Raw genomic sequence first — 6,215 nt, 5'->3', positions numbered from 1 at the left:
TCGCGTGCGGCCCCATCGCGGCCGGAGGCCGCTCCCACGGGAGACGTTGAACTTTAACGATGAGTCGTCGTCATCAATGCTCTCTATTGTCGACAAATAGGCTTGACAGCCTGAATATTTCAGCTATCTTTGCCTGAAATCGCATAAAAGTGTCGACACTTTCAATGGAAGCTCACGCGGACGTTCAACCCGACGAAACGTCCACCATCGCCGACCGCGTCTTCGGGAAACTCCGTCAGGCGATCGTCGAGGGGAACATCCCCCCCGGCAGCAAAATCAGCGAACCGGAAATGGCCGCACGCTACGGGATCAGCCGCGGACCGCTGCGCGAAGCGATGCGGCGCCTGGAGTCCGCCAATCTGGTGGAGCGGCGCCCGAACCTGGGTGCGCGGGTCATTACGCTGTCCAGCGAGCAGTTGCTGGAAATCTACGTGATCCGCGAGGCACTGGAAGGTCTGGCCGCCCGCCTCGCCGCGGAACGGATGTCGGCGGCTGCCATCGCCGACCTCAAAGCCTTGCTGGAGCAGCACCGCGCAGAGATCGCCCGCGAATACTGGCAGGCGTATTTCCAGAAGGAAGGGGACATGGATTTCCACTACCGCATCGTTCAGGGCAGCGGCAACCAGCGCCTGATCGGCATCCTGTGCGACGACCTCTACCACCTGGCGCGCATGTACCGCTGCAAGTTCGGGATGGTCAGCAACCGGGCGCGCGATGCCTTGAAGGAGCATGAACTGATTGTCGATGCCATCGCCGAACGGGACGGCGAACTGGCCGAACTGATGATGCGTCGACACATCCGCGCCTCGCGGCGCAACGTCGAGCGCCGTCTTGCCACCGAGACCACCACCCAACACCGGACCGACTCATGACTCAAGCGAACACCCCCGGCGCCCGTCTGCGCCAGGCCGTCAAAGACGAGCATCCACTCCAAGTCGTCGGCGCCATCAACGCCTATCACGCCATGATGGTGGAACGTACCGGCTATCGCGCCGTCTATCTCTCCGGCGGCGGGGTCGCGGCGGGCTCCTTCGGGGTGCCGGATTTGGGGATCACCAGCCTCAACGACGTGCTGGAAGACGTGCGCCGCATCACCTTCGCCACGCAGCTCCCGCTGCTGGTGGATGCGGACACCGGCTGGGGCGGCGCCTTCAACATCGCCCGCACCGTGCGTGAAATGTCGCGCGCCGGAGCGGCCGGCATCCATATCGAGGATCAGGTCGCGGCCAAGCGTTGCGGACACCGCCCGAACAAGGCCATTGTCTCCAAGGAGGAGATGGTCGATCGCATCAAGGCCGCCGTCGACGCCCGCACCGATGACCTGGTCATCATGGCGCGCACCGACGCCCTGGCCGTCGAGGGCATGGAATCCGCCATCGAGCGCGGCATCGCCTGTGTCGAGGCCGGCGCCGACATGATCTTCCCCGAAGCCATCGTGGAACTGGAGCAGTACCGCCGCTTTGTCGCCGCCGTCGGCGTGCCGGTTCTCGCCAACATCACCGAGTTCGGCGCCACCCCGTTGTTCACCACCCAGGAGTTGGGCGAGGCCGGATGCGCGCTGGTCCTCTATCCGCTCTCCGCCTTCCGCGCCATGAACAAGGCGGCGCTCAACGTCTACCAGGCGATCCGCCGGGACGGCACCCAGGCCAAGGTGGTAGAAACCATGCAGACCCGCATGGAACTCTATGACTATCTCAACTATCACAGCTTCGAGCAGAAGCTCGACGCGCTGTTCGCGACGGACAAGGATTAGACAACTCCGGTGCGCCGGTGAACGCACTGTTGTTCACCGGCCGACCAGCCCCTCCTAACCGCATCACTGAACCAAGAGAGAGATCCGCATGGCCGAGCAAGAGAGCCTATTGCCGAAGGCGAAAAAGTCCGTCGCACTCTCCGGCACCGCCGCCGGCAACACCGCCGTCTGTACCGTCGGGCGCACCGGCAACGATCTGCACTATCGGGGCTACGACATCCTCGATTTTGCCGATCACGCCGATTACGAGGAGATCGCCCATCTTTTGATTCACGGGCACCTGCCGAGCCGGGCGGAACTCGTCTCCTACAAGCACCGACTGCGCACCATGCGCGGCCTGCCTGCCGCGATGAAGACCGCGCTGGAGCAACTCCCGCCCTCGTCCCATCCGATGGACGTGTTGCGCACCGGGACCTCGCTGCTCGGCACCCTGGAGCCCGAGAAGGAATCGATGCCCTTCGCCGGCGCCCGCGCCATCGGTGACCGGCTGATCGCCTGCGCCGGCTCCATACTGCTGTATTGGCACCACTATGCCCATCACGGCAGGCGCATCGAGGTGCAGACCGAAGACGACTCCATCGGCGGACACTTCCTGCACCTGCTGCACCAGCACACCCCGTCGACGGCCTGGGTGCGCGCCATGCACACCTCGCTCAACCTTTACGCCGAGCATGAGTTCAACGCCTCGACCTTCACCTCGCGGGTGATCGCCGGCACCAACTCCGATATCTACTCCGCCATCACCGGCGCCATCGGCGCCTTGCGCGGACCCAAGCACGGCGGTGCCAACGAAGTCGCCTGCGAAATCCAGCAGCGCTACACGGACCCGGACCAGGCGGAAGCCGACATCAAGGAGCGCATGGAGCGCAAGGAGATCGTCATCGGCTTCGGCCACCCGGTCTACACGGTCGGCGACCCGCGCAACGAGGTCATCAAGGGCGTCGCCCGGCGTCTGTCGGAGGCCAACCAGGACACCCGCATGTTCGAGGTCGCGGAGCGGCTGGAAACCGTGATGTGGGATCTCAAGAAAATGTTCCCCAATCTCGACTGGTTCTCCGCCGTCGCCTACTCCCAGATGGGCATCCCCACCGCGATGTTCACACCCATCTTCGTGATGGCGCGCATCGCCGGCTGGACCGCCCACATCATCGAGCAGCGTCAGGACAACAAGATCATCCGTCCGAGCGCCAACTACGTCGGACCGGAGAACCGCCGGTGGGTGCCGCTCGACCGGCGTTAAACCGCGCCCGGCGCGGTCTGCGATGTTTTTGGATGGGATCGGCCCCGGCAGACTCGACGATCGCTGAAGCTGGCGCGGTTTAAGTGATTTCCGGGAAATGACCGACCGATGTGTAGGGGCGACTTTAGTCGCCCCTAAAGCCGCCTTGGCGCCTGCTGACCAAGGCTGAAGCCTCGGACTCCAGCGGGCACCTGCCGACGCCCTGCCCGGTCGCCGCGCGGTGTGATAGCGTTCGCACCTGATATCCAGGCAGACCTTCGTGTAGGGGCGGGTTTGAAACCCGCCCCTACGTCCGGTTATCACGCCCGAAGGCTATATGCAAAGCTGGCCGCTCTGCCCCTTGAACGCCGACGGCCGGAATCATGGTCATGGCCGGCTGGCGGCCTCGCAAAGCCATCCACATTCAATCAGTCAACCCCATCGCCAAGGGTCTGCAGCCGTTCCCGCAGCGAGCCCGCCCATTTGCTCTCCCTGTCGGACAGCCTCCCCGCCGCTTCCAACCCCTCCAGAATCGTCAGTCCGCGCTGCAGGTAGCCCCGGGCCACGTCCGGTGCGGCAAGCCCTGGGCCGCTCAGCGTCCAGAGCGAGACGACAACATCGAGCTGCCACTGCACATTGCTCGCGTCGCTCCCGGCCAGGCGCTCGCGGATCGCTTGACTCTCGGCATAAGCCGCGGATGCCCCCGCCAGGTCGCCCCGCGCGGTCTTGAGGTCGCCGATCTGCTCCAGACACACCGACCGATCGCGCTGCCAGCCGGGGTTGCTCGGGTCGCTCCCGGCCAGTCCTTTGAAGACCTCCGCTGCGTCGGCATAAAGCCGCGCGGCACCCGACAGGTCGCCGAGTGCGCTTGCCAAGTCACCGGAATTCGACAGATTGACCGCGCGCCGCCGCATCGCAACAGAGTCACCGCTCGGCGCCCCCTGCTGCGCATAGTACCTGTCGATGCGCGCTTGGGTGTCGCGCAGAAGCTCCAGCCGACCGATGGGTTCGAGCTTCTCACGCAGATCAAAGGTCATGAAGTTGACCAGATCCTCAGCAGAACTGAGGGCCGTCTCGGCGCGCCGCGCCTCGGCCGCGGCCCGTTGCCATTGCCACCCGGCGACGCCCGCGACGGCGGCGAGACCGAGAATAACGGCGGCGACCGCCGCCCGCCCGCCCGCGCCGACGGCCGCGCTCCGCGTGCTGGCGGCTCGCGCGGATATAGCCGCCATCCGCCTGGCTCAGCCCCTGCGGGTAGACCGCGAGCCGACCCTCGGCCTCGGCGAGCGGGGCACCGGCGAGCAGATAGCCGGGGTGCCGGCCGTGCGTCTCCCAGTCGGCGAGTCGGCTGCGCAACCCCTCCTGCCAGAGCCGGAAGACGCGGTCTTCGCCGACCCAGGTCCGCAGGCGGTCCCACTCGCGAATCAGCGCCTCGTGCGCGATCTCGGCCAGGGGTTCGTCGTCGGTGCCGCCGGAGGTGACGACGAGCCGGCTCGCCACAAGCCGCGGCAGCAAATCCTGATCCTGGTCGGCGATCCGCCGGAGGCTGGCGACCTGCCGGGTGCCGACATCCTCGGCGCGCTCGGCCGGGCGCACCAGTTGGATCAGGATGCGGCGGGCACGGGTGCGGTCCGCCTCGCTCAACGCATCAATGACGCCATCCGCGTACGCCGAGAGCGCGCGCCGCACCCCGCCCAGGCGCTCCAGTGCCGCGGCGTCGATGCAGCGGGCCTGCTGCTGGTCCCAGAGTTGGGTGAGCGCGAACTGGAGCAGCGGCAGCCGGCCGGGCTGATCCTCCAGATCGGCGACCATGGCGTCGACCAGACCGGGGCCGAAACGCACGCCGCAGGCCGCCGCCGGACCCAGGATGGCGGCCTTGAGATCCTCCGTGTCCAAGGGGCCGACCTGACACTGGCGCTCCGGGGCGATGAAGGGGGCCGTGGGTCCGTCCATCGCGCGGCCCATGAAGTCCGCCCGCAGGGCGAGCAGCAGGCGCACCGACACCTCGGCCGCGGGGTCGGCGGCGGCCAGCGTGCCCAGTGCGACGGCAAAGGCGCGGGCGCGCCCCGGGTCGCCGGCCTGAGCATTGGTGAAAAGCTCTTCGAACTGATCGACGACGAGCAGCAGACGCGTACCGGGGGCGTCCGACGACCACTCGCGCAGCACCGCCATGAAGCCGGCCGGGCCCTCGATCAACAGGGCGTTCAGGCGCCGCCGTTCTTCGACCCGCTGGCCGGTGGTGAGACCGGGCGCGAGCAGCGCCCCGGCCAGGGCATCGAAAGGATCGTCGCCGGGGCAGATGCGAATGAACCGCCAGCCGCCCCGATCAGCGAGCACGGGCAACAATCCGGCCCCGCTCAGCGATGACTTGCCGCCGCCGGAGGGACCGATGAGGGTGACGAGACGCTCGCGCTCCACGCGGTCGGCGATTTGCCGGATCAGGTCGGTGCGCCCAAAGAAGTCGGCCCGATCCGCCGGCTCGAAGGCGGATAGGCCTTTGTAGGGATTGCGCGGGCGTCAACCGCGCTCCAGGTCAGGGCGGCAAATAGGGTGCGCACCGGGATGAGCTGGGCGGATTGATCCTCGGTACGCGCGGCCACCACCACCGACGACCGCGCCCTGCGTCGGGTCCCAGGCGGCGGTACCGCTGAAACCGCCCTGCACCAACCCCCGTTCGACATCGAGTTGGACCCGTCCCAGGGCGTTTTCGCCGCGACAGGTGCCCGAGCGGCGAACGCCTTCGTCGATCGCGGCGGGGAAACCGAAGCAGTGTACGGGACGCTGGGTGTAGTCCTCCGCGTCAAGCGCCAGGAGCGCGGCCGGTGCGGCGGCGGCCGGCGCCTCATCGGCCAACTCCAAAACGGCGATATCCTCGGGGATCTTGGTGCCGTCGTCCCGCGCCGGATGCCAGCAGACCACTCGGCCGCTGGTCCGGAAGGATACCGCCAGCAGCGGCAGATCTAGCGGAACGGCACCGGCCGGCGCCGCGGATGCGAGGGCGAACGCGGGATCAGCCAGCGCCTCCGCCACAACATGAGCGCAGGTGACGACATGGCGCGGGGTGACCAGGAGTCCGCAGCCGACCGTCACCCCTGGGCTGCCGGCCAGACCGATGCGAACCTGCGAGGCGTGGGGGTCGGACATCGGTTGCAATCCTTACTCTGGCCCAGTCTGGCTCACAGGCTCCGACATGGGAGCAGGTGCGGGCGCTCCGCGTCCAGTGCGCAGACCGGACGCGGAGCG

General features: G+C 67.3%; 5 protein-coding genes and 1 pseudogene. 3 read left to right on the top strand and 3 right to left on the bottom strand.

The genetic code is table 11. The features are described 5' to 3' along the window. The first annotated feature begins 164 nt into the window (after window positions 1-164). From QZY03_RS18300 to prpC, 3 genes are all read left to right on the top strand, one after another. The gene (locus QZY03_RS18300) at window positions 165-872 is read left to right on the top strand and encodes a GntR family transcriptional regulator (RefSeq protein WP_295583593.1); all 708 of its coding nucleotides are present in this window, start codon (window positions 165-167) and stop codon (window positions 870-872) included. After that, window positions 869-1,753, top strand: coding sequence for a methylisocitrate lyase (gene prpB / locus QZY03_RS18295; protein ID WP_295583592.1), 885 nt, complete (start codon window positions 869-871; stop codon window positions 1,751-1,753). The genes QZY03_RS18300 and prpB overlap by 4 nt, the downstream gene beginning before the upstream one ends. Before the next feature lie 88 nt (window positions 1,754-1,841). Beyond that, window positions 1,842-2,993 (top strand): 2-methylcitrate synthase, encoded by a 1,152-nt coding sequence (gene prpC, locus QZY03_RS18290; protein ID WP_295583591.1) that lies wholly within the window; start codon window positions 1,842-1,844, stop codon window positions 2,991-2,993. A 407-nt stretch (window positions 2,994-3,400) separates the two neighbouring features. On the opposite strand, the gene QZY03_RS18285 is transcribed toward prpC, so the two are convergent. The 3 genes and pseudogenes from QZY03_RS18285 to QZY03_RS18275 form a co-directional block, all read right to left on the bottom strand. Further along, a complete protein-coding gene (locus tag QZY03_RS18285) occupies window positions 3,401-4,009 on the bottom strand; it encodes a hypothetical protein (protein WP_295583590.1) in 609 nt (202 codons plus the stop codon). Window positions 4,010-4,025: 16 nt separating this feature from the next. Then, window positions 4,026-5,465: pseudogene (locus QZY03_RS18280) on the bottom strand (hypothetical protein); the annotation flags it as partial. A 24-nt stretch (window positions 5,466-5,489) separates the two neighbouring features. After that, window positions 5,490-6,116 (bottom strand): trypsin-like peptidase domain-containing protein, encoded by a 627-nt coding sequence (locus QZY03_RS18275; protein WP_295583588.1) that lies wholly within the window; start codon window positions 6,114-6,116, stop codon window positions 5,490-5,492. Window positions 6,117-6,215: the final 99 nt, after the last annotated feature.

It is taken from the genome of uncultured Lamprocystis sp. (assembly GCF_903933125.1).
GTDB lineage: Bacteria > Pseudomonadota > Gammaproteobacteria > Chromatiales > Chromatiaceae > Thiodictyon.
The sequence above is the reverse complement of the archived record's forward strand: the minus strand, read 5'-3'. Positions and strand labels throughout refer to the sequence as shown.